Origin of the sequence: Fusicatenibacter saccharivorans (genome assembly GCF_015557635.1) — a bacterium.
Lineage (GTDB): Bacteria > Bacillota > Clostridia > Lachnospirales > Lachnospiraceae > Fusicatenibacter > Fusicatenibacter saccharivorans.
Genome location: NZ_JADNOP010000028.1, coordinates 1 through 20,163, shown reverse-complemented (window position 1 = coordinate 20,163; position 20,163 = coordinate 1). Strand labels below are relative to the sequence as shown.

The window sequence follows — 20,163 nt, the reverse complement described above, 5'->3', positions numbered from 1 at the left end:
AAAGTTCCTGCAGTAAAGCGTAGAACCTCATGTGTTTATGCAGATCTGAGAGAACTGATTTCAGAAATGGAACTGTGTAAAGCAGCATAAACACAGGCAGATATGCAGTGGATTACCTGTTATGTGGAAACCCGCCGTATCCGGCATGGAAGAAGCACATATCTGTGCAAAATCTAAGTAACAGGCGTATCCGCCGATATTTGGTCTGCCGCTTAAAGCGGCCGGAAGCACGTGGCTTTAGTCATGTGAGGTTCACCTTCGGAAATCTACGGCAATTTGGGATATTGCATATTTAGTCGGAGATGGAGTTATTACGATGGATGAGCTCGAAGGATTTAGTGAGGATCTGATTGATGCAGTAAAGCTGATTCTAGGCAGATAAAGGTTCAAAAGGTCGGAATTAAAAAGTAAGAACTGAAATCTTGTATAATCAAGGAAGAAAGTATGTAAGATAATACGCAAGATTATGGCATACGGCAATTTTGGATCCAGAAGGGAATATTACAATGAATATACAAATATTTGGAACAAAGAAATGCAACGATACAAAGAAAGCCGAGCGTTTTTTCAAAGAGCGCGGCATCAAGTATCAGTTTGTAGATATGAAGGAAAAAGGCATGAGCAAAGGAGAATTTAATTCTGTAGCTCAGGCAAATGGTGGACTGGAAAATATGATTAATTGGGATGGCAAAGACAAGGATTTATTAGCTTTGATTAAATACATTGCTGATGAGGATAAGCTTCAGAAAGTGATGGAAAATCCATCTGTAATTAAGACACCAGTGGTCAGAAATGGAAAACTTTCTACGCTCGGTTATCAGCCGGAGATATGGAAGAAGTGGCAATAGAAAAGCTGGGAGGAAACATGAAAGAATGACTTATTATAATCAAGAAAACCAGTTTTTACGCCAGCGGCTGCAGAAAGAAATCCCAATTTTGACAGCATTAATTCAGAATTTATATCAGGAACTGGACCGGAAATTTCATTTGAATGGAGCAAAAATACCGGTAACATTTGGATTTGAGACCGATTCTCTGGGATCCTATACAAGGCAGAGTGCTCATGAAAAGGAACATTTTCATTTTTCCCTGCTCTTTGTTGCGTATGGAGTCAACAATCCGTTGTCAAAAGAGGACCGTATCGATTTATTCAAGCATGAATATGCGCATTACATGCAGTACAATATGCGGATACCTGAGAAGTATAAATGGCAGGCTGGAACACATGGAAGTGCGTGGAAATATTGTTGTTCTCTTATAGGTGCAGCACCGACACCTTATTATAAGGCAGGAGAGGCGCTGTTGGATCATAACTATGATAAAGTATTAAAAAGCCGGATTCATGATAAGACAGTGCCGATTCGAGATACGTATCAGCGCCAGCAGAAAGCACAGAAGCAGAAGGATGAAGTTGTTCAATATAAAATTGGAGACAATGTCACACATCCGAAATTCGGAGATGGAATCGTAGAAAAGATTAATCTGAGATCTGGCGGAGTTCATCTTCATATTCGGTTTGATGGTGAGGTGAAATGCATTGATCAGAAGTGGTTGATGAGGAGGAAATATACATAGGTTTATAAAAATTTCAGAAAGACAACATGGCAAAGATACTACAAATTATTATAGTAAAAATAAAGGAGGAACCTAGCTATGGACATATCTGATTTTATAGGAGCTGCAAAAACCTTTCACGTCCTTGGAATAAAGGTCACAAAAGATGGCGACCTCATAAATGAATGGTACAGCGAACCCGAATGCCGTAGAAATATCTATTCTGCAACGAAGAGCTTCACATCCTGTGCAGTTGGTTTTGCTGTCCAGGAAGGATTACTGTCTTTAGATGAAAAACTGACGGATGCCTTTCCCGAAGATTTACCCGATGTGATCGATGATAATCTGAAAATGGCAACGGTTCGAGACCTGCTTACGATGTGTTTAGGACAGGAACAGGGCAGCCTTATGGGAGAACAGCGGCCATTATACCAGGAGGATGACTGGGTAAAAATGTCTTTGGCGATTCCGTTTCAATATAAGCCAGGTACACATTTTGTATATAATAATGTTGGTCCCTACCTGGCAGGCATTCTTGTACAGAGACGTTCCGGATGCGATCTGGTCTCTTATCTTACACCAAGGCTTTTTAAACATCTTGGAATCAAGCGGCCGACATGGGAGACGGATCCTCTTGGAAACAGTTTTGGCGCAGGTGGATTGTTCCTTACACTTTCTGAACTTCATAAATTCGGATTGTTTTACCTGAATAAGGGAAAATGGAATGGAAAACAGATTTTATCCGAAAAATGGATAGAAGAAAGTACAGCAGCATCCGATACAGACAATTATGGTTATCTTTTCTGGAGAGGAGAATATAATTCCTACCGGGCGGATGGAAAATATTCTCAGATTTCCATGATCCTTCCGGACAAGAATGCGGTTATTTCGATGGTCGCAGAATGCCGGAACGGGGAAGAACTTATGAGTGCTTTGTATGATTTGGTATGTGCAAAGTTATAGATTATTATTGCATAATTGTGAAAAAGGAAAGACCAAAAGAGCTCAAACAGCTCGTCTATATAAGATAGATGGGCTGGATTCCGAAGCTGATGAAGGTGCTGGAATTGATCTTGGAAGAAGGAAAATAATTGCCGATCCTCCGTTCGTGTGCTGAAATGATTCCGGCAAAAGATACAGGATTATGGATAAATTATATTTGATTGGAGATGGAGAAATGTTATTTATATGTTACCCAAAATGCTCAACCTGCCAGAAAGCGAAAAAATGGTTAGATGCACAGAAAATAGAATATACCGAGCGCAACATCGTGGATGTGAATCCAACCTGCGGTGAGTTAAAGGAATGGTATTCTAAGAGCGGCTTTCCACTTAAAAAGTTCTTTAATACCAGCGGCCTTCTTTATAAAGAAATGAAACTGAAGGACAAACTTCCTGCCATGAGCGAAGAGGAACAGCTGCAGCTTCTTGCCACGAATGGTATGCTGGTGAAACGCCCGCTGCTGATCGATGGTGATACCGTGCTGATCGGCTTTAAGGAAGCAGAATGGTCTGAAAAGCTGGGATGATTGGAGAAAGATTGGGAGTCAGATGAACGGATAGAGTAAATTCATTGCCGCATTTTCCCTTCTGTGCTAAAATGGTTTCCGGTATGAAAATTTAAGCAAAGAGAGGAACATGAAAATGAACGAAAAACGTACCGGCCTGTTCGAGAATGGCCTGATCTGGTTTGGGGCAGGTGTCTCGATTGCCGAAATCCTGACCGGAACCTACCTTGCACCGCTCGGCATGGGAAAAGGTCTGGCAGCGATTCTTATCGGCCATATCATCGGATGCCTGATGCTGTTTCTGGCGGGCGTGATCGGCGGCAGGGTCAGAAAAAGTGCTATGGAAACCGTAAAAATGAGTTTTGGACAGAAGGGAAGCATCCTTTTTGCTGTCCTGAATGTATTGCAGCTCGTTGGCTGGACCGCCATCATGATCTATGACGGAGCGCTCGCCGCAGATGGCGTAATGCATACGGGCAGATGGATCTGGTGCCTTGTGATCGGAGTCCTGATTATTCTCTGGATTGTGATCGGAATCACGAATCTTGGTAAAATCAACACGGTTGCCATGGCAGCATTATTTCTGCTTAGCCTGATCCTGAGCAAGGTCATCTTTGCCGGAGGCGGAGCAGGAGCACCATCGGATGACAGTATGACATTCGGTGCAGCAGTAGAACTTGCGGTTGCGATGCCGTTATCCTGGCTGCCGCTGATCAGCGATTACACAAGAGAAGCAAAAGAACCGGTCAAAGCAACGGCCATCAGCGCGGTTGTCTATGGAATCGTCAGCTGCTGGATGTATGTGATTGGAATGGGAGCAGCGATCATCACCGGAGAATATGACATCGCGCAGATCATGCTGAAGGCAGGCCTTGGCATTGCGGGCCTTCTGATTATTGTATTTTCAACAGTAACAACGACATTTCTGGATGCCTACTCCGCAGGAATTTCCAGCGAGACTGTCGTAAGCAAATGGAATGGAAAGCATGTGGCCATCGTTGTCACCGTCATTGGAACCATCGCAGCGATTGTATATCCGATGGACAACATCACAGATTTCCTCTATCTGATCGGCTCGGTCTTTGCACCGATGATCGCAATTCAGATTGCCGACTTTTTTCTGCTGAAACGGGACAAGAGCAGCCTGGCCGTACATATTCCGAATCTGATCATCTGGGTGATTGGATTTGTGGTATACCGAATTCTGATGAACATCGACATGCCGCTGGGAAACACTCTGCCGGATATGGTGATTACGATTGTAATCTGCCTGATCGTTGGAAAATTTGTTTCATAAAAAGTGAATAAAAAGATCAGATGACTGTTCTGCCTGCATTTGAGCAGGCGGGGCAGTCATTTTGTGTGCCGAGCATGGCACTAATCTTGCTGGTGCAAGTCCAGTCACGGGTATTTACCGCCAAGTGTAGCGAATCACAAGTCGGTATCAGTAACGGTATGGATGGAGGAAGTGGTGTAGCAAAGTTCTTGAGCCTACGAACAGAAACTTGATCAGGCGATTAGGTGGGTGAGATTGCAAATCAAATCGAAGCCCAAATGGTAAACGTAAACCGAATATGTAGTAGCAATAATTCATACCTTTTTAGCTGTATTTTGTATCGTAAACAGAAAGAAAATGCACTATAATCCAAGGCAATGAAAGTACTTAAAAAAGTGGTTTCGTTGCCTTGGTTCCATTTTTAGAAAGAATAATACTTAGGTGGGAAAATTCCCAGGCGCTGTGTGGAGTTTTCTGTAAGAAGCCGGGGACAGACCGCACTGTTTCTTGAAAAAGGAAGAAAAGTGGTGAGGGTCTAAGAACCCAAGCTGTGTGGAGATGGCAGAAACAGGAAGAGTGGTGCGGCTTAGCATGGACTGGGCCAGCTTGCACTTCTGGGACAGGTAATACTGGTAGGGAGCAACATGATATACCTCCTGGAACAGGTGGATGAGCCTGGAGCGGGACAGGGAAACGGTATCTGCCAGATGATCCAAGGACAGACTTTCTGTTAAGTGCATATCGATATAATTGCGGATCGCTAGTGCAGTAGGATTGATGGGAACTTTGTTTGCCAGAAAATCCGCAAGCTCCTGAATATATTGATGGAGCAGTACAGCCAGCTTGTCAGCAGAGTGTACAGGGTCGGCGGTAAAGGCATCAAGGATCCGGGTCAGAGGTGTTTCGTTATGGAAGCGGGGGATCAGGGTGACACCGTCTAAGCCGTAATCGGAGAGAAGATGCTGTACCAGACTGCCGCTGACATTGAACCAGATCTTGGTCCAGGGATCAACTTTGTCTGAATAGTAGTGGTGGTAGGTGCCGGCAGTAAGGATATAGGCATCTCCGGCATTTACAGTGAGGATACTGCCATTTCGCTCGATATGTCCACGGCCGCTTAAAACGTATTCAAACACACACAGGGGTCTGCGATAAACCAGGATCTCATAGGCAGGATCCGGGTAAGTGATACCGGCCATGATGGGAGAAAAGCTTTCCGCGGTAGGGCCGGTGTAGACAGTGTATTTTTCAATCTGTGTGCGTGTAATTTCCTGAGGCATGGTGGTTCCTCCATTTTTTGAAAGCAAATTGCAATAATGTAATAACAGCATTGTAGTAAAAAGGAGTAAGCCTGTCAACTATGGCTTTAACCATATAAAATAAAAATGAAATCAACCCAAATAAATGATCACAGGAGGACAAAATTATGACACAAATACCCAGACCGGAGCATCCCCATCCCCAGATGAAGAGGGAACATTGGAAAAACCTGAATGGAGAATGGGATTTTTCCTTTGACTTTGGATGCAGCGGCATAGATCAGAAATGGCAGGAAGGAAAGACAGATTGGGAGAAGAAGATCCTGGTGCCCTTCTGCCCGGAAAGTGATCTGAGCGGAATCGGCTATAAGGACTTTATCCCCGGCGTATGGTATCACCGCACCATCACATTGACAGGGGAGGAGCTGAAGGGAGATCTTCTCTTACACTTCGGCGCAGTGGACTATGATGCAAGAGTATGGATCAATGGAGTAGAGGCAGGCAGACACCAGGGCGGTTATGTTTCCTTTACGTTTAATATTACAAAGCTTGTAAAGGAAGGAGAAAATGACATTACGCTTTTTGCAGCAGATGATGTGAGAGGCGGAAAGCAGCCCAAGGGAAAGCAGAGTCATTTCTTCTACTCCAGAGGCTGTGATTATACCAGAACGACAGGTATCTGGCAGACGGTATGGCTTGAGTGGGTACCGGAAAGCTACATTGAAAAAGTGCAATATTATCCAAACCTGGCAGAGGCAACTCTGGGAATTAAGGCGGTAGTAAAGGGGCAGGGCACACTGGAAGCAAAGGCCTTTTATGAGGGAGAGCCCTGTGGCAGCGTAAGCGCAAAGTCAGAGGGCGGCACCGTTACCATGACACTTCCTTTGTCCCGTCTGGAAAAGTGGGAGCCGGGTCATGGCAGACTGTATGACCTTACATTAACCTATGGAGAAGATAAGGTAGAAAGCTACTTTGGTATGCGTGAGGTAAGACTGGATGGAGAGAAATTCCTCATCAACGATAAGAGCGTGTTCCAAAGACTGGTGCTGGATCAGGGCTTCTATCCGGATGGCATTTACACAGCGCCTACAGAGGAAGCGCTTGTCAAGGATGTGGAACTATCCATGGCTGCAGGCTTCAACGGCGCAAGACTCCATCAGAAGGTATTTGAGCCTCTGTTCTTGTATCACTGCGATAAAGCAGGCTATCTGGTATGGGGCGAGCAGGGCTGTTGGGGACTGGATTACAGCAATCCCGCAGCATTAAAATATTTCCTGCCTGAGTGGATGGAAGCCTTGGAGAGAGACTTCAATCATCCCGCTATCATCGGCTGGTGTCCGTTTAATGAGACATGGGATTATGAGGGAAGAAGGCAGGATGACAGCTTACTGGCCAATGTGTATAAGATGACAAAGCTGTATGACACCACCAGACCCTGCATTGATACCAGCGGAAATTATCATGTGGTGACGGACATCTATGACTTACACAATTATGAGCAGGATCCGGCAAAGTTTGTAGCAACCTACGAGTCCTTTAAACAGGGAGGTGATTTGGAAGATAATCATGGCTACAGGCAGACACCTGTAAAGGGTATCCCTACCTTCATCAGTGAGTATGGCGGTATCAAGTGGGACGAGGAAGGTGTTGAAAAGGATGGCTGGGGCTATGGTGCAGGTCCTGCTACCAAGGAGGAATTCCTGAACCGATATAAGGGACTGACCGATGCCCTTTTGGACAATCCCCATATGTTTGCCTTCTGCTATACCCAGTTGTATGATGTGGAGCAGGAGTTAAACGGTCTGTATACCTATGGACGTAAACCCAAGTTTGATATGGATGTGATAAAGGCAATCAATGCCCGTAAGGCGGCAATCGAGGATTAAAAGCATCCCGCAGAGTATAAAAGAAAGCGTGTGAGAGACATTGGGGTCTGACCCTCTTACAATTTATTTGGTGCCTTGATCCTGCTGCTTTTTTTCTTCCGCAGAACAGAAAAAGCGTATTTTTATCATAAGGGTCAAGTTCAAACTGAAAGCGTACAATAGAAGCCAATCCATCGATCCCCCGGCGGAGATCCGTATAACCGGGGGCCAGATAAACTTTTTTGAAGTGTGAAACAGCGGCATCATTCAACATGACTAAATGACTCTACCAGACAACGGAGCAACTGAAGAAAATATATCTGCCGAAAGTCCATTTCCGTTTTTGATACACATCACTGGAACTTCGGTCTTTCCGCTTTTAAACGCGGAAGTTCAACGAAAGCAGGCTTTTCTGCCTCAGGAAGCTGATCCAGGTACATCTGCCGAACCCTTTTCAGTGGATAATAATAGTTGGCTTTTGTAATGTTATTTTGTTCACACCAGGTCGATACATCCATACCTTCCAGACGGTTCTGACATTCTCTGATCTGTTCTGCCCAGTGCATAAGGCGGACCTGCTGTGCAACCAGACTGGTTTGTTCTGCCATAGTGAATACCTCCATAAATGATAGTCAGTCTAAAAAGTTGAGTCACTCAACTTTTTAGACGAGTTCAAACATCCTTTCTGCAAATCCTATTTATAACAAGTAAATTTTACCTTTATTTTTCACTTTTGGTTCTTGGCGAACTCTTGTATCATACACAAAATCTTCAAAAGTTACAATAATCTTGAAATAGTGTTATGTTTCTTGGAATTTTATTATATCTTATTTTGGAACTTTTTCTTATAATAACATCATCAAGAAAAACAAAGACAGGTAATCATAAAAGGAGGATTCAATTATGAAGAAGAAAAAGATTCTTGCACTTGTACTTGCAGCTTCAATGGCAGGCGGAATGCTTGCAGGATGTGGAAGCACATCAAGCGGAGATGAAACAGCGAAAGGAGATAAGTCATCCGGAAAAGTTTATTATCTGAACTTTAAACCAGAGCAGGCTGACCAGTGGGTAGAACTTGCAAAAGAGTATACAGATGAGACGGGTGTTCAGGTTGATGTACAGACAGCAGCATCAGGAACTTACGAGTCACAGTTGAAATCAGAGATGGCAAAAGATGAGGCACCAACATTGTTCCAGGTAAACGGACCGGTTGGACTTGCTACATGGAAAAATTATTGCTATGACCTTTCAGACAGCGATGTTTATAAAGATGTCGAGTCTGACGATTATATATTAAAAGATGGCGACGCAGTAGACGGAATCGCTTATGTTATTGAGACTTATGGTCTGATCTACAACAAAGCTCTTCTGAACAAATACTTCGAATTGCCGGATGCAAGTATCAAATCAATTGATGATCTGAATAACTTCCAGGCACTTAAGACAGTTGCAGAAGAGATTCAGGCACACAAAGATGATCTTGGAGTAGAAGGAGCTTTTACTTCAGCAGGAATGGATTCTTCCTCTGACTGGAGATTCAAGACACACCTTGCAAATCTTCCAATCTACTATGAGTATAAGGCAGACGGAATTGACAGCACAGATGCAATCAAAGGAACATACCTTGACAACTACAAACAGATCTGGGATCTGTATCTGAACAACTCTACATGTGAGCCATCTATGATTTCTTCTAAGACAGGAGATGACGCAGCAAGTGAATTTGCACTTGGTGAAGCAGTATTCTATCAGAATGGTACATGGGCTTACAATGATATCAAAGATAATGAAGTAGCAGATGAAGATATGGGAATGCTTCCAATCTACATCGGAGTTGATGGAGAAGAAAATCAGGGACTTTGTACAGGATCTGAGAACTACTGGTGTGTAAATAAGAACGCTTCAGAAGAAGACATTCAGGCAACACTTGATTTTATGAAATGGGTAGTTGAGAGCGATGAAGGTCGTGACATGCTGGCTAACGAGATGGGATTTGTAACACCGTTCACAACATTCTCAGATTACCTTCCGGACAACCCGCTTGTAAAAGCAAATGCTGAGTATACAGAGGCAGGAAAGACACCAGTAAGCTGGAACTTTACAACAATGCCATCTGAGAACTGGAAAAACAATCTTGGTGGAGCTCTTCTGAACTATGCACAGGGTACAGGCGCATGGGATAGTGTACAGACAGCATTTGTTGATGGATGGGCTGAAGAATACGCAGCAGCAAACGAATAAAAAAGACTTTTCACAGGATAGGCAGATAAAAAGGCTGTGAAATAGAGAAGAAGATCAAACAGCCTGCCAACGAGCATACCGGGGCAGGCTGAAATTATGTAATTAGAATTGTGAAAAGCAAAGGCGCAGAAAGGCTTTTTACAGAAAAGAAAGACAGGAGGAGAAGAACATGCAAAAAGCAATAAAGAGATATTTTCCGGTATTTGTATTGCCGACGCTGATTGCATTCACGATAGGTTTCCTTGCACCGTTTGTGTTAGGCGTATATCTTTCGTTCTGCAAGTTCACAACGGTGACAGACGCTAAATTTATTGGACTTAGCAACTATGCAAAGATCCTTGGAGACGGAGATTTTCTTCACTCTCTTTGGTTTACCGCATTATTTACAATTGTGACAGTATTATTGATCAACATTTTTGCATTTGCGGTAGCAATGCTTTTGACAAAGAATATTAAGGGAACCAATATTTTCCGTACTGTATTTTTTATGCCGAACCTGATCGGTGGTATTGTACTTGGGTATGTATGGCAGCTGTTATTAAATGGTATTCTGGCACATTTCCAGAAAACACTTACATATTCTTCAAAATATGGTTTCTGGGGATTGGTTATCCTGATGCTCTGGCAGCAGGTTGGATACATGATGATCATCTACATCTCAGGAATCCAGAATATTCCTGGAGAGCTGATCGAGGCAGCACAGATTGATGGAGCGAATAAAGTACAGCTTTTAAGATATGTTACAATTCCGATGGTTATGCCATCCATTACAATCTGTACTTTCCTGACACTTACAAACGGATTTAAACTTTTCGACCAGAACCTTGCATTGACAAACGGTGGACCGGACAAGATGTCAGAAATGCTTGCCCTGAATATCTATTATACATTCTATGGAAGAACTGGCTGGGAAGGTGTAGGACAGGCGAAAGCAGTTATCTTCTTTATTATCGTAGGAGTGATTGCATTGATCCAGAATAAACTGACAACATCAAAGGAGGTGCAGCAGTAATGAATAAAAAAGTAAAACATGGTACATTATTAACCGTTATTTTTACACTACTCAGCCTGCTGTATCTGTATCCGATCATACTGGTATTTATCAACTCCTTTAAGAAAAAAGTCTATATCAGTAAAGCACCGTTCGAGATACCGACCGGAAAGATGTATGTCGGATTAGAGAACTATATCCGTGGTATTAAGCAGACACGGCTGATTCAGGCATTTGGATGGAGTTTATTTATCACAATCTTATCTGTAGCAGTGATTATCTTATGTTGCTCCATGTGTGCATGGTATATCTGCCGCGTGAAGACAAAATTTACAAAGATCCTTTACATGCTTTGCCTGTTTGCAATGATCGTGCCATTCCAGATGGAAATGTTTACATTATCCAAGATCGCAAATATGCTTCATATGGGAAATCCGTGGGGACTGGTTGTGATCTACCTTGGATTTGGTGCAGGACTTTCCGTCTTTATGTTTACCGGGTTCATGAAATCCATTCCATTGGAGATTGAAGAGGCTGCAATGATTGATGGATGCACACCAATCCAGACATTCTTCAGAATTGTACTTCCGATTGCAAAGCCGACTTGCGTAACAGTTACAATTCTTCAGGCAATGTGGATTTGGAACGACTACCTGCTTCCATCACTTGTACTGGATCAGAGAAAATATAAGACAGTGCCGATGGCAGTTCAGTATCTGAAAGGTGGATACGGCTCTGTAGATATGGGAGCAATGATGGGAACTCTGGTTCTTGCAATTGTGCCGATTATCATCTTCTACCTGTTCTGCCAGAGATATATTATCGAAGGCGTTGTAGCCGGAGCGGTTAAAGGCTAGTGTGGACATTGTCTAAAAAATGAATTAAAATAGAATTATAAAAATTAAAAAAAGACAGCAGAGAGTGAGTGAACATTCCCTGCTGTTTTCGGACGTTATAAAAGGAATAGTGAAAATGTAAAGTGAACGTGTGGGAGGCGTGGGGAAATGATTACAATATTGATCGTGGATGATGAAAAACTGGAGCGAAGGGGAATCCGCTTTCTGTTAAAGAGGGAGGAAGGAGAATTCCAGATCCTAGAAGCAACGAATGGAAAGGATGCACTGGGAGTATTAGAATCAAACCATGTGGATATTTTATTTTCGGATGTAAAGATGCCTTATATGAATGGACTGGAGCTGACGAAAGCAGTGAGAGAAGATCATCCGGATATGGAAATCGTGATCTTCAGCGGATATAATGATTTCTCTTATGCAAGAGAAGCATTGCGGTATGGAGTTGTGGACTATGTTCTGAAGCCGGTTGATCCGGAGGAATTCCATAAGACTTTTCAACGAGTGATGGAAAATATTTCTTCTAAGATAGAGAAAAAAGAGCAGCAGGAAAAGAAAGAAGATTATCTGAAAAAATACTTTTTACTGAAATATCTGTATGGGGGAAAAGAGGAAGATTTTGTTCAGTTTAAGAAACTTACAGATGGAATGGAAGATGATCTGTCCCAATTTACCCGTATGGTTCTTGTCAGTGCCTCAAATGGATTCTTCGAAACGGAAGAGGAACATTTCCTGATGAGCCTGAAGGAAGAGGTGCAGAGAGAGTTTCATTATGTGAATCTGAATTCGAACGAATCCATCTTTTTGTTCACGGAAAAATATGCAGATTATCATGGAATCGTAGAGAAAATGTATCGTTTTTTTGCGCACCAGTTTGACAGTGAATGTTATTTTGCAGTCAGTGAGGAAATCGAAGATGGAAAAAATCTGGCAGAGGAATTTAAGGTGCTGGAAGGAATGTTAGAAGAGCAGTTCTATCAGCCACGTCAGCATCTGTTTTTCCACGGGGAGAAGCAGGAAGAGAAGAAAGCTGATCCGGCAGAAGATTCTGAAATCATGGAACAGATTACGAAAGATATTCAATATAAAGATCTGCCACATCTCCGTCAGGATTTTCAGAGACTGGAAGAAAAATATCGTGCGCATAAGCAATTTTCGGATATGTATGTAAAGTTTGTATTTTCTGGAATTATGAAAGAATTGCTCGACCAGATGGAAGGGCTGGATGAAAAGATGCTTTCAAAGAGAGTGGATCGATTATATCGTTGCAGAAACCTTAATGATGTGATTGCTATAGTAGAAGAAGTACTTCAGGAATATGAACATTGCATACAAGAGCAGGAAGATGGGTTCCGATCAGAAGTTACAACCGTGAAGGGATATATTTATCACCATTATAAGGAAAAGGATCTGGGAGCAGAGACACTTTCCGCAATGGTTTTTCTGTCACCGGGATATTTAAGTGCTGTATTTAAAGAAGAAACAGGGATGACACTGAACCGTTTTATCCGTGAAGTGCGAATGAATAAAGCAAAAGAGCTTTTAGAGACAACGAATATGAAGATCTCCCAAATTGCGAAAGAAGTAGGATTTTCCAATAACTCATACTTCTGCAGAAGTTTCAGAGAGTTTTTCGGAGATACACCGGAAGCATGCAGGAAAGGAATAGCGGCGGATGAAAAAACAAATACGGAAGTTGATCCATCGATTTGAAAATCTGAAATTTCGTAAAAAACTGTCTGTTTTGATGCTGATTGCAGGACTGGTTCCGGTAGGATTCCTTGCTTTTTCCATGCAGTATGGCATGATGAATCAATTGCGAGAGAAGGAACAGTACAATCTGGAGAAAATGTTGGAACAGTCAGTGAGTTCGATTGAGAATCAGTCTCAGATCTATAAGAACCTGGTTGATTATCTGTCTTATTCTCAAAATCTCAGGAATATTTTTGATGTGGAGACAGAGTCGGATTATGAGAAGTATTTGAAATATGTGAAGGTGGCTGATCCACTGTTGCAGATGCCGACGATCTATCACAAAGAGATCCAGAGCATTACATTATATTCTGACAATATAGAAGTGCCACATGGAGATACACTTCTTCCAATGTCGGAAGCGGAGAATCAACAGTGGTATTCCAGGTTGAATGAGGGAACATTAATGCAGTGGAGCATCACTCGCGGTGTGAATAAATCAATCATTGCCAGTCGGAAATTCTATGACAATGATACGATCAAAGCGGTGTTGGAGATGCGTCTGGATTATGAAAAAGTTCTTGAACCATTCATGAGCCAGCTTACAGATAATACAGGAGGCATGATTCAGGATGATAATGGAAATATTGTCTATGCCGAGTGTTCTATGGATAAGAAATATCGTCCGAAGGATATTGAGAGTCCGAAAGATATCAGTGAGAATTATTATCTGGTACAGCGGACAATGAAGGATACAGGATGGAATTTCTATATCTATCGTCCAAAGGAAGTAAGTGAAAACGCAATCCATAAGCTTCTGCTCAAAAATATTCCGATTATTTTGATCAGTGTTCTTCTTCTGAGTTTTCTGGGATATGTTTTTTCTCTTCGTATGGTATCGCAGTTGGAGTTATTGACTGAAAATATGAACCTGATCAATATGGGACTTCGTAAAGTTACCGTGCAGAGTAAATCCAAAGACGAGGTGGGTGTGCTGATCCGGTCATTTCGGCGCATGATGGATCAGATGAACCATTTGATCTCAGAAGTATATGAAAGTAAGATCCAGCTTCAGAACAGTGAGATGAGAGCACTGCAGGCACAGATCAATCCACATTTCCTTTATAATTCGCTTTCAATCATCAACTGGAAAGCAATTGAAGCGGGGGAGGATGAAATCAGTCATGTGACATTGGCACTGTCTACTTATTATCGGACAAGCCTAAATCGTGGTGAAACAATGACTACAGTGGCAAAAGAAATTGATAACATCCGTGCATATCTCAAAATCCAACTTGTTATGCATGATAACGAGTTCCGTGTGGTTGAACAGATTTCGGATGGTCTTAATGATTATCTGATACCGAAGTTGATCCTGCAGCCACTTGCAGAAAATGCAATCGATCATGGAATTGATGTGTCAGATAATGAGAATCCGACGTTGTGGCTGACGATTCGTGAAGAGGCTGAGCACATTTTCTTTGAAATCAGGGACAATGGTGCGGGAATGACGCAGGAGAAGGCGGATCAGATTCTGACATATCAGTCCTCCGGTTATGGTGTGCGAAATGTCTGTGACAGAATCCATGTCCTTTATGGAGAAAAAGGTGAGATGAAGATAGAAAGTACTCCAGGAAAAGGAACGCGGGTCTTTATCCGAATTCCGAAGAACACGGAGGCGAAGGTGTTATGAAAAACGATATGAAAAAGCGAATTCTCTCAGCCCAGCTTGCATTAATTTTATTGCTGATGCTTTGGTGCGGAACCTATTTTGAGACGAAGGAAAGTCAAAGACAGATGGAACAGTTAGAAGCATCCCAAAGTGAGTCTGGTGCAAGCAATGCAGTTGAAGTGAAAAGAAAGCTGATGTATAAAGCGATGCATACACCACTTGGGAAATATCCTGAGACTGTTACCTATACACTTGGCAAGATTGCAGGGGCGAATAATTCGAATCTTCCTGTAGGAAATACGTACGAAAATAATGCATATACGAGATATTTGAAGAAAATACTTAATATTCAGAATGAAGATGTCTTTGAATTGCAGGATGGCAATACTTATGAAGAGGCGGTCAATGTAGCGATTGAAGATCGTGATATTCCAGACGTGCTTGTTGTGAAGGGAAGAGATAACCTGCTCCGCCTGATTGAAGCAGGCCTGATCGAAGAACTTACAGAAACGTATGAAGAGTGTACGACAGATACGATCAAAGAAATGTATGAAAGTTATGGAGATTCTCTTTTACAGTCTGCAACCGTGGATGGAAAGCTATATGCATTTCCGAATACGGTGATTGACGATGGAACTCCGCTTCTTTGGCTGCGGAAAGACTGGATTGAGAAGTTGGGATTAAAGGAACCGGAAACAGTAGGAGAAGCGTTGGAAGTGATCCGGGCATTTGTAGAACAGGATGCAGCAGGAGACGGTCAGACAATCGGCCTTGCCTGTAGTACAGACGTGGTTGCCGGTGCGGATCAGACTTATGGAGTGGATGCAACTTTTATACATGCCGGTGCAATGCCATGTCACTGGATCCTGGATAAAAATGGAAATGTAGTTTATGGGTCAGTAACACAGGAAACAAAAGAAGCGCTTTTGAAACTTCACAATCTATATGAGGATGAGATACTCGACCAGAGATTCCTGCTACGAAAGACGGAAAACATAGATGATCTGTTAAAAACCGGACATTGCGGTGCTATCTGCGGACGCTGGTGGGCTCCGAATAACCCGTTGAGTGCAGCATATAATGTCGATTCAAATGCAGAGTGGAAACCGTATCTTTTAGACAAAGAACAGGTAAATGAGACGCAGAAGATATCAGTTTTTGAATCGTATGACCAGTGGATGTATGTGGTGGTGCGTAAAGGATATGAGCATCCGGAAATTGTAGCAAAGTATGTGAGTGCGATTTTTGATCAGTCTAGATATGCAAATGATAGTGCGGCAAGAGAAGTGAATGATTATTTTTCTATTAATGTAGATCCGACGGCCCGGCCACTGAATATTAATGTGGATTATGAGGATGCACTTTACCGTACGACAGAACATATTCAGGCAGCACTGGATAAGACGCTTGATGTATCAGAGCTTAGCGGTTTGGAAAAGTCTTATTTTAATACATGCAAATCTTACTTGAATGGACAGCTGACAACCGCGAATGGATGGGCGGCGTATGCGTCAAGAATTCAGGCTGTGGGGGAACTGCAGAAGGCAGGAATAACAAGTACATCGACATTGCCTCTGGAAAATGTAAATGCAGAAATTCCGCAAGAATTACAGGAACTGGAACAGGAAGCATTTCTTCAGATCATTAGTGGGGAGAAACCAGTGGATTACTTTGATACTTTTGTGGTAGAATGGTATGCAAACGGTGGAAAAGTGCTGACCGAACGGGTGCAGAACGCCTATGAAAGTGGAAAGAACTAAAAAGCTTGGATATTAATCAGAGACTGACAGAAGAATTAAAGAAACAGATTCTGGCAGCGGAAACGCTTGTGGCAGTAGAAGACCTGTATCGCCCATATCGTCCAAAGCGCCGCACACGTGCGACAATCGCGAAGGAGAGAGCCGCTGGCTGCATTGGATCACATTGTAGAAGACAAAGGAACCGCTTGAGAAGACAGCGGAAGCTTATATCTCTGAAGAAAAAGGAGATTGTAGCAGAATAAAAAACAAAAAAACAGATACGGATGATTACCTACTTACGTTGGAGCAGAAAAAGTTTCAAAATAAATCAAAAAATATTTGTGAAGTCTACCAGTCAGAGTCTTTTCGTTGTATAATGTCTTTGTCGTACAGGGTCACTTTCCTTTGGAATGTTTTGGAGCAAACTCATTATACATCAGAAAGCCCTGTACGATATTTTTTATGAAAAAGTTGTAAAGTGGTGTAAAGATTAATGATCTTTGTATTGGCACCGAAAATATATTTATTTCTCCGCGGCTTTTCTTCCAGGATGGGAGAGTGCCGCGGAGAATTTTTTGCGAAGAAAGAATTGCTATAGCTTTTGTAATTCCGGGAAAACTTTTATCTAAGAAAAAAATACAATATTAACATGAATATCATGAATATAATATTGGAGGCTGTGAATATTCCCAAATACTTCCCTCTCAGATTCCTGTTTTCTTTTGCAATATATTTGAAACTTATCAGGCTTGCCATGGATGCAATCAGAGTGCCGAGACCTCCAATATTGGTTCCGACAATTAAAGACCGGTAATTATCTGTAAAGCCGGATAAAAGAAGCGCAGCGGGAACATTGCTCATAATCTGACTGGCAAGAACAGCAGTAAGTGTTTCCCTTCCTGCCATGATTCTTTCCAGAAAACTGCTGAATTGCGGAATCCTTCCAAGGTTGCCGATAAAAATAAATAATGCGATAAAGGTGGCAAGCAGGGAGTAATCCACCCTGCTTATATTTTCCCTGTTTCTTAGCAGCATATATATAAGAACCAATACAAGAGGAATCTGGTATGGAATGATACGTGCAACAGTGAGCAGGCAGATTGTAAATAAGATCAGGTAAGCGGCCAGGTATTCCATGTTAAGTTCTTTTCTGTCAGAGAATCCCAAAAGAGTTTTATCTTTTTCGGAACCGTATACGTGAGGTGCTTTGGCAGCGGCTACCTGTATCCATATTAGAAGAAGGATAAGTGCTGTGGCGGAATAGGGAAGCATCAGGGTTATTAATTCTGCCGCGGACATCCCTGCTCTGACATATAGATAAAGGTTCTGCGGATTTCCGATTGGTGTGAGCATGCTTCCGAGATTAGCAGCTATTGTCTGCATGGCTACTATTTTAAGAAGCCAGTAATTGCCCAGTTCCTTTGGCAGTTTATGCACAATGATCAGTGCAAGAGGAACAAAAGTAATCAATGCCACATCATTGGTGATCACCATTGACAGGAAGAAACATAAGAGTACCAACAGCCTGATCACACCCACAGTTCCCGATGTTCCCATCAGCAATTTTTTGGCAAGTATATCAAAAACACCAACAGCCTTCAAACCAGCTACAATTGCCATCAAACAGAAGAGGAGCCCGAGAGTCCTGAAATCGATATAAGTAAAATAAGCCTTATCCGGTCTGACCCAGAACATAGAAAGAAGCGCCAGGATCACTGCAATTGACAAAACGGTTTCTTTCCTGAAAAAAACATATAATTTTTGTAACATAATATTTCCTTTCCGGTCTGATACGACCGCGTATAAGTATATCACAGAAACATCCAGAAAAAAAGAATATCATTTTGTATTGTGGATTGTGTTTGCGATTACCGCCTCATTCCTGTATAATAAAAATGTTATCAATGGCGACATCATTTCAAAAGTTCAGAATATGAAAAGAAAACGTTTTGGAAGAACTATACAGAAAATATCAGGGAAAAACAATAAAAGATGACTATGGGAAAAATTCCAAGGAATTTATAGATTTTGCAAATGACATGAAAAAGAGCATGAAAATTAATGCCGCAAAATATGGATTAAGGCTTATTACCTTTGAGACGGGGCATTACGATATGTGCGGATATTTTAAGGACAACGAAACAAAAAAAGTATGCATATTTTTCATTCCATGAATGCAGGAACCACCCCATAGATTTCGACATGATGAACTCTAAGGGATTTCTCGTCCGTTCTGCAAAAGGATTGAACGATTGCACTGGAGGATACAACAACTTTACGGACTTGAAGGGATTTTTCCAACTGGTAAAGCAGATTACTTCCAGTGAAAGCGACATAATGGCGAACGATACCCCGTACAAAAACTAACATTTCATTTGTTCATATCGTATCTTTTGTATATGTCAGGCAGTCAAAGGACTGTACTTATACAAAAAGGAGAGGGAATTGCTGATAAGATTGTAACAGGTTTCCTTTGCACTATCCCAGAAATGAAAGAAAAACTAGAGGGGGGAAATATAATGATTAATCTTGGTACATTAAAAGAAATTACTGATTTGAGAAGTATATGGCCACATGAAGCTTTGAATTTTACTCCTTGGGTGGCAGAGAATGTTGAATTACTTGCAGATGCTGTTGGTCTTGATATTACGGTTGATGAGACAGAGTCCTCTGTTGGAAACTTTAATGTTGATATCTATGCATCTGAAACAGGAACAGATAGAAAGATTATCATTGAAAATCAATTAGAAGATACAGATCATGACCACCTTGGTAAATTAATTACTTATGCATCTGGTAAAGATGCAGATGTGGTTATATGGGTTGTGAAACACGCACGTGAGGAACATAAGGCAGCAGTTGAGTGGCTTAATAATCATACAGATGATAAGATTGGTTTTTTCTTATGTGAGATAAAGCTTTTCCAGATAGGTGATTCTGATATTGCTCCATCATTCACTGTAGTGGAAAGACCGAATGATTGGACAAAAGAGATTAAGAAAACTACGCTTACGAACCAAACGCAGCAACAGAGACTTGAATATTGGAATGCATTCAATGATTATGCCTTTCAGAATACTGAATTTGCAAAATCATTTAATAAGAGAAAACCTAATACAGACCATTGGATGGATTTCAGTATTGGTTCATCAGCTTGCAACATCAGTGTTACACAAATTCAGAAGAGAAACAAAGTTGGAGTTGAATTATACACAAATGATGATAAAGAATTCTTTAAAGGTCTTTATTCACATAAAGACGAGGTGGAGTCTGCTATGGGATTTGCACTTGATTGGAGAGAATTGCCGGAGAGGAAGGCGAGTCGTATTATCGTGGAAAAAGATGTGAGGTTTGATGATCAGAATGTCTGGCCACAGCAGTTTGAGTATATTATGGATGTCTGTATGAAGATGAAGAAGGCGTTTGGAAAATATATATAAATGAAAAGTCTAATCCCCCAGCTATGCTGGGGAGAATAGAGTAGTCGGAAGTGGTGAGGATAACAAAATAAAGCCT

Annotated in this window: 18 protein-coding genes; 14 read left to right on the top strand and 4 right to left on the bottom strand. The window is 41.8% G+C overall.

Annotated elements, in window-relative coordinates; all coding sequences use genetic code 11:
* Positions 1 to 506: 506 nt before the first annotated feature.
* From I2G42_RS15810 to cytX, 5 genes are all read left to right on the top strand, one after another.
* Complete coding sequence (locus tag I2G42_RS15810) at positions 507 to 848, top strand: arsenate reductase family protein (RefSeq protein WP_055222169.1); 342 nt, start codon at positions 507 to 509, stop codon at positions 846 to 848.
* A gap of 25 nt (positions 849 to 873) precedes the next feature.
* Positions 874 to 1,575, top strand: coding sequence for a hypothetical protein (locus I2G42_RS15805; protein WP_195531261.1), 702 nt, complete (start codon positions 874 to 876; stop codon positions 1,573 to 1,575).
* Positions 1,576 to 1,653: 78 nt separating this feature from the next.
* A complete protein-coding gene (locus I2G42_RS15800) occupies positions 1,654 to 2,517 on the top strand; it encodes a serine hydrolase domain-containing protein (RefSeq protein ID WP_055228665.1) in 864 nt (287 codons plus the stop codon).
* Positions 2,518 to 2,731: 214 nt separating this feature from the next.
* The gene (locus tag I2G42_RS15795; protein ID WP_022462799.1) at positions 2,732 to 3,082 is read left to right on the top strand and encodes an arsenate reductase family protein; all 351 of its coding nucleotides are present in this window, start codon (positions 2,732 to 2,734) and stop codon (positions 3,080 to 3,082) included.
* Positions 3,083 to 3,197: 115 nt separating this feature from the next.
* Complete coding sequence (cytX, locus tag I2G42_RS15790; protein ID WP_022462800.1) at positions 3,198 to 4,358, top strand: putative hydroxymethylpyrimidine transporter CytX; 1,161 nt, start codon at positions 3,198 to 3,200, stop codon at positions 4,356 to 4,358.
* A gap of 416 nt (positions 4,359 to 4,774) precedes the next feature.
* Here cytX and I2G42_RS15785 read toward each other — a convergent pair whose 3' ends face one another.
* The gene (locus I2G42_RS15785) at positions 4,775 to 5,617 is read right to left on the bottom strand and encodes an AraC family transcriptional regulator (RefSeq protein ID WP_055228666.1); all 843 of its coding nucleotides are present in this window, start codon (positions 5,615 to 5,617) and stop codon (positions 4,775 to 4,777) included.
* Between the two features lie 146 nt (positions 5,618 to 5,763).
* Between I2G42_RS15785 and I2G42_RS15780 the strand changes: the two genes are divergently transcribed.
* Positions 5,764 to 7,482, top strand: coding sequence for a glycoside hydrolase family 2 protein (locus tag I2G42_RS15780; RefSeq protein ID WP_055228667.1), 1,719 nt, complete (start codon positions 5,764 to 5,766; stop codon positions 7,480 to 7,482).
* Here the strand turns inward: I2G42_RS15780 and tnpB are convergent.
* On the bottom strand, positions 7,451 to 7,735 hold the full coding sequence (gene tnpB / locus I2G42_RS17080) for an IS66 family insertion sequence element accessory protein TnpB (protein ID WP_156327630.1): 285 nt from the start codon (positions 7,733 to 7,735) through the stop codon (positions 7,451 to 7,453). The genes I2G42_RS15780 and tnpB overlap by 32 nt on opposite strands.
* Positions 7,736 to 7,814: 79 nt before the next feature.
* On the bottom strand, positions 7,815 to 8,069 hold the full coding sequence (locus I2G42_RS15770; RefSeq protein WP_242856744.1) for a hypothetical protein: 255 nt from the start codon (positions 8,067 to 8,069) through the stop codon (positions 7,815 to 7,817).
* A gap of 295 nt (positions 8,070 to 8,364) precedes the next feature.
* Here I2G42_RS15770 and I2G42_RS15765 point away from each other — a divergent pair, with 295 nt between their 5' ends.
* The 6 genes from I2G42_RS15765 (at position 8,365) to I2G42_RS17075 (ending at position 16,668) form a co-directional block, all read left to right on the top strand.
* On the top strand, positions 8,365 to 9,702 hold the full coding sequence (locus I2G42_RS15765; protein ID WP_055228668.1) for an ABC transporter substrate-binding protein: 1,338 nt from the start codon (positions 8,365 to 8,367) through the stop codon (positions 9,700 to 9,702).
* Between the two features lie 169 nt (positions 9,703 to 9,871).
* The gene (locus I2G42_RS15760; protein WP_055228669.1) at positions 9,872 to 10,714 is read left to right on the top strand and encodes a carbohydrate ABC transporter permease; all 843 of its coding nucleotides are present in this window, start codon (positions 9,872 to 9,874) and stop codon (positions 10,712 to 10,714) included.
* A complete protein-coding gene (locus I2G42_RS15755; protein WP_055228670.1) occupies positions 10,714 to 11,550 on the top strand; it encodes a carbohydrate ABC transporter permease in 837 nt (278 codons plus the stop codon). The genes I2G42_RS15760 and I2G42_RS15755 overlap by 1 nt, the downstream gene beginning before the upstream one ends.
* Positions 11,551 to 11,697: 147 nt before the next feature.
* On the top strand, positions 11,698 to 13,257 hold the full coding sequence (locus I2G42_RS15750; RefSeq protein WP_055222158.1) for a response regulator transcription factor: 1,560 nt from the start codon (positions 11,698 to 11,700) through the stop codon (positions 13,255 to 13,257).
* A complete protein-coding gene (locus I2G42_RS15745) occupies positions 13,220 to 14,929 on the top strand; it encodes a sensor histidine kinase (protein WP_082425020.1) in 1,710 nt (569 codons plus the stop codon). Before I2G42_RS15750 ends, I2G42_RS15745 begins: the two co-directional genes overlap by 38 nt.
* Positions 14,926 to 16,668, top strand: a complete 1,743-nt coding sequence (locus tag I2G42_RS17075) for an extracellular solute-binding protein (protein ID WP_055228671.1) — start codon at positions 14,926 to 14,928, stop codon at positions 16,666 to 16,668. Before I2G42_RS15745 ends, I2G42_RS17075 begins: the two co-directional genes overlap by 4 nt.
* A gap of 600 nt (positions 16,669 to 17,268) precedes the next feature.
* Here I2G42_RS17075 and I2G42_RS15730 read toward each other — a convergent pair.
* A complete protein-coding gene (locus I2G42_RS15730) occupies positions 17,269 to 18,417 on the bottom strand; it encodes an SLC13 family permease (protein ID WP_055228672.1) in 1,149 nt (382 codons plus the stop codon).
* A gap of 179 nt (positions 18,418 to 18,596) precedes the next feature.
* Between I2G42_RS15730 and I2G42_RS15725 the strand changes: the two genes are divergently transcribed.
* Both I2G42_RS15725 and I2G42_RS15720 read left to right on the top strand, forming a co-directional pair.
* Positions 18,597 to 18,821 carry a hypothetical protein gene (locus tag I2G42_RS15725; RefSeq protein WP_055059592.1) on the top strand — a complete coding sequence of 75 codons (225 nt, stop codon included), beginning with the start codon at positions 18,597 to 18,599 and terminating at the stop codon, positions 18,819 to 18,821.
* 345 nt (positions 18,822 to 19,166) lie between these two features.
* Positions 19,167 to 20,087 carry a DUF4268 domain-containing protein gene (locus I2G42_RS15720; RefSeq protein ID WP_055228673.1) on the top strand — a complete coding sequence of 307 codons (921 nt, stop codon included), beginning with the start codon at positions 19,167 to 19,169 and terminating at the stop codon, positions 20,085 to 20,087.
* Positions 20,088 to 20,163: the final 76 nt, after the last annotated feature.

Coding starts and splice junctions, on each gene's coding strand:
- I2G42_RS15760 (WP_055228669.1), top strand. CDS start 9,872: ATGCAAAAAGCAATAAAGAGATATTTTCCGGTATTTGTATTGCCGACG.
- I2G42_RS15730 (WP_055228672.1), bottom strand. CDS start 18,417: ATGTTACAAAAATTATATGTTTTTTTCAGGAAAGAAACCGTTTTGTCA.
- I2G42_RS15780 (WP_055228667.1), top strand. CDS start 5,764: ATGACACAAATACCCAGACCGGAGCATCCCCATCCCCAGATGAAGAGG.
- I2G42_RS15765 (WP_055228668.1), top strand. CDS start 8,365: ATGAAGAAGAAAAAGATTCTTGCACTTGTACTTGCAGCTTCAATGGCA.
- I2G42_RS15800 (WP_055228665.1), top strand. CDS start 1,654: ATGGACATATCTGATTTTATAGGAGCTGCAAAAACCTTTCACGTCCTT.
- I2G42_RS15770 (WP_242856744.1), bottom strand. CDS start 8,069: ATGGCAGAACAAACCAGTCTGGTTGCACAGCAGGTCCGCCTTATGCAC.
- I2G42_RS15755 (WP_055228670.1), top strand. CDS start 10,714: ATGAATAAAAAAGTAAAACATGGTACATTATTAACCGTTATTTTTACA.
- I2G42_RS15745 (WP_082425020.1), top strand. CDS start 13,220: ATGAAAAAACAAATACGGAAGTTGATCCATCGATTTGAAAATCTGAAA.
- cytX (WP_022462800.1), top strand. CDS start 3,198: ATGAACGAAAAACGTACCGGCCTGTTCGAGAATGGCCTGATCTGGTTT.
- I2G42_RS15720 (WP_055228673.1), top strand. CDS start 19,167: ATGATTAATCTTGGTACATTAAAAGAAATTACTGATTTGAGAAGTATA.
- I2G42_RS17075 (WP_055228671.1), top strand. CDS start 14,926: ATGAAAAACGATATGAAAAAGCGAATTCTCTCAGCCCAGCTTGCATTA.
- tnpB (WP_156327630.1), bottom strand. CDS start 7,735: ATGTTGAATGATGCCGCTGTTTCACACTTCAAAAAAGTTTATCTGGCC.
- I2G42_RS15795 (WP_022462799.1), top strand. CDS start 2,732: ATGTTATTTATATGTTACCCAAAATGCTCAACCTGCCAGAAAGCGAAA.
- I2G42_RS15750 (WP_055222158.1), top strand. CDS start 11,698: ATGATTACAATATTGATCGTGGATGATGAAAAACTGGAGCGAAGGGGA.
- I2G42_RS15810 (WP_055222169.1), top strand. CDS start 507: ATGAATATACAAATATTTGGAACAAAGAAATGCAACGATACAAAGAAA.
- I2G42_RS15805 (WP_195531261.1), top strand. CDS start 874: ATGACTTATTATAATCAAGAAAACCAGTTTTTACGCCAGCGGCTGCAG.
- I2G42_RS15785 (WP_055228666.1), bottom strand. CDS start 5,617: ATGCCTCAGGAAATTACACGCACACAGATTGAAAAATACACTGTCTAC.